Raw genomic sequence first — 2,609 nt, forward strand, 5'->3', positions numbered from 1 at the left:
CCCGCAAAGCTGTAGTAAAATCACCCTCAGCTTTATCAATCCATTCAACTGTTAGCGGATTCATAAATCACCTTTCCTTTTTCCATGATTTCTCGCAGAAAAAAATCATTCCAGGCGAGGCGTTGTTCTACCTCTACAGGAGTTCGCACTAATAAATCTATGGCAAACTTCGGTTGAACTTTATTTAAAATTTCCCAACTTTTCCGAAAATTGCTTCCATCGTATGGTAAAATTACTAACAAATCAACATCAGAGTCATCTTGAGGATTTCCATAAGCATAGGAGCCAAATAAAATGATTTTATTTGGCTTGAATTCACTAGCAATAGTCCGAATGACTTGCATAATTTTTTCCATTTCTATCATATCAATCAACACTCCTTAGTTGCTTCAAATCTTTTAGAAAAGCCTGACGGTATTCAACTTCCAAAATAATTACTCCTCATCTTTGCTGGTCAGATATTCAATATTTAGCATTGTTTCCGTAGAGCGATCGCCTAGTAAGACATACTTACCGCTATTGGTTCAATTTTTGAAACTGCTACAGCAATAACTGTAAACGCCTTAGCTTCTTCATTCAATACCTCTAAAACGTAGCCATCTTCCTGTCCCGACGTTCGGGGCAATAATCTACTATAATTGCTGGAGTTCCTTTGAGCAAATTGTATTCAGCCATATCCTCTTTCAAACTCACTTCCGAAAACATTTCAAATTGCAGAATACGCCTCCTCAAAATAAATAGCGATCGCACCTCCTATAACTACTCACCAGTGCAATACTTTCAGCGGTAAGCGATCGCACTTTTGATTCACTTCGCCAACCTCCCCATCGCGATCGCTCCTACAGGCGAGAATAACAGCACGGTTTGGCTATATGCGCTGCCACCGAAAAAAAACTTTACAATTTTGGATGATAACAACACCGTTCATTTTAGAAGGCTGCGAAGAGAGCAACTGAACTAATGATACATTTCTGTTCAACAGAAGGTGCTACCTTCTCTATATCTAGAGAACTTTGATTAACAAAGACTCCTCTGGGAGCATGGAAAGGGTGAAATGCCGTCAATTTGACCGGTTAAGCTATATCTCTAACCAAATTTCCCCGACTATAACCGTCCCACGCGCCTCGACCATAACATAGATAATTTGACAAATGTCCTCAACTATCGACATTCTGATTGTTCTGCTACTGATCGCCCTCAATGGACTGTTCGTGATGTCAGAGATGGCCATCGTCTCGGTACGGAAGGTGCGACTGCAACAGATGGCTAATTCTGGCTCGAAGAAGGCCCGCGTGGCGCTGGATCTGGCTAATGCCCCAAATCAGTTCTTGCCGACTGTTCAAATTGGGATCACCCTACTGGCGATCGTTTCCGGTGCTTTTGGTGAAACCACTTTCTCTAAGAGAGTAGAGCCGATTTTCCATCAGATCCCCTTCCTTGCACCCTACAGTCAGCCGATCGCTACATTGATCTCAATTTTGCTGATCACCTATCTAACTCTGATTATTGGCGAATTAGTGCCAAAGCGACTAGCTTTGAACAACCCAGAACCGATCGCCGCATTAGTTGCCATTCCCATGCGGATGCTTTCAAAAATTGGCTCCCCTGCTGTTAGCTTATTAAGCTACTCAACTGATTTGGTACTAAGGCTGTTAGGGATTACACCCTCTACAGAACCACAAGTTACCGAAGAAGAGATCAAGGTTTTAATCGAGCAAGGTACTGAAGCAGGAACCTTTGAAGAAGCAGAACAAGATATGGTTCAGAGAGTATTTCGTTTAGGCGATCGCAGAGTCAGCGCCCTCATGACCCCCAGACCAGATATTGTTTGGCTAGATTTAGAGGACTCAGCAGAAGAAAACCGTCAAAAAATGCTCGATAGTGCTCATTCCCGCTTTCCAGTTTGTCAAGGTGGCCTTGATAATGTGATTGGTGTAATTCACGTTACTGATTTATTATCCCGCAGTTTAGCCGGTCAAGCTCTTGACTTAACAGCACAATTGAGGCGACCCCTATTTGTACCCGAAAGTACGCGCGGGTTAAAAGTTTTAGAACTTTTCAAGCAGTTTACAAATCACATTGCCTTAGTGGTTGATGAATACGGTGTGATTCAAGGATTGGTCACGCTCAATGATATTTTAGTTGAACTTGTTGGCGATATTCCCTCTGTGGAAAATGAAGATGAACCCCAAGCTGTACAACGAGAAGATGGTTCTTGGCTATTGGATGGAATGTTACCTGTAGAAGAGTTTTTTGAGCTTTTTGACCTTGAGGAATTGTCCTCAGATCAGAGAGGGAATTATCATACAATGGGCGGTTTTGTGATTACAAATTTAGGGCGCATCCCCACTGCGGCGGAGCATTTTGAATGGAATGGATTACGGCTTGAAGTTGTAGATATGGACGGCAACCGAGTTGACAAAGTGCTAGTAATGCCCGTTCCTTTAATATCAAATGAGCCGCTAACTGAATTAACTTTTTGTAATTGTTAGTTGTTAGTTGTTAGTTGTTAGTTGTTAGTTGTTAGTTGTTAGTTGTTAGTTGTTAGTTGTTAGTTGTTAGTTGTTAGTTGTTAGTTGGTAATTGGTAATTGGTAATTGGTAATTGGT

At 41.7% G+C, this 2,609-nt stretch carries 2 protein-coding genes; one reads left to right on the plus strand and one right to left on the minus strand.

Features of this window, described 5'->3' with window-relative positions; genetic code table 11:
• Nucleotides 1–44 precede the first annotated feature (44 nt).
• Nucleotides 45–344, minus strand: a complete 300-nt coding sequence (locus OSCI_RS12635) for a nucleotidyltransferase domain-containing protein (RefSeq protein ID WP_202796237.1) — start codon at nt 342–344, stop codon at nt 45–47.
• An 807-nt stretch (nt 345–1,151) separates the two neighbouring features.
• Here OSCI_RS12635 and OSCI_RS12640 point away from each other — a divergent pair.
• Nucleotides 1,152–2,492 carry a hemolysin family protein gene (locus OSCI_RS12640; protein WP_007355356.1) on the plus strand — a complete coding sequence of 447 codons (1,341 nt, stop codon included), beginning with the start codon at nt 1,152–1,154 and terminating at the stop codon, nt 2,490–2,492.
• Nucleotides 2,493–2,609 lie beyond the last annotated feature (117 nt).

Origin of the sequence: Kamptonema sp. PCC 6506, assembly GCF_000180455.1 — a bacterium.
GTDB lineage: Bacteria > Cyanobacteriota > Cyanobacteriia > Cyanobacteriales > Microcoleaceae > Kamptonema > Kamptonema formosum.

What these genes read in the sequence shown, in the direction of transcription:
- OSCI_RS12635 (WP_202796237.1), bottom strand. Translation starts at nt 344, where the DNA reads ATGCAAGTCATTCGGACTATTGCTAGTGAATTCAAGCCAAATAAAATC.
- OSCI_RS12640 (WP_007355356.1), top strand. Translation starts at nt 1,152, where the DNA reads ATGTCCTCAACTATCGACATTCTGATTGTTCTGCTACTGATCGCCCTC.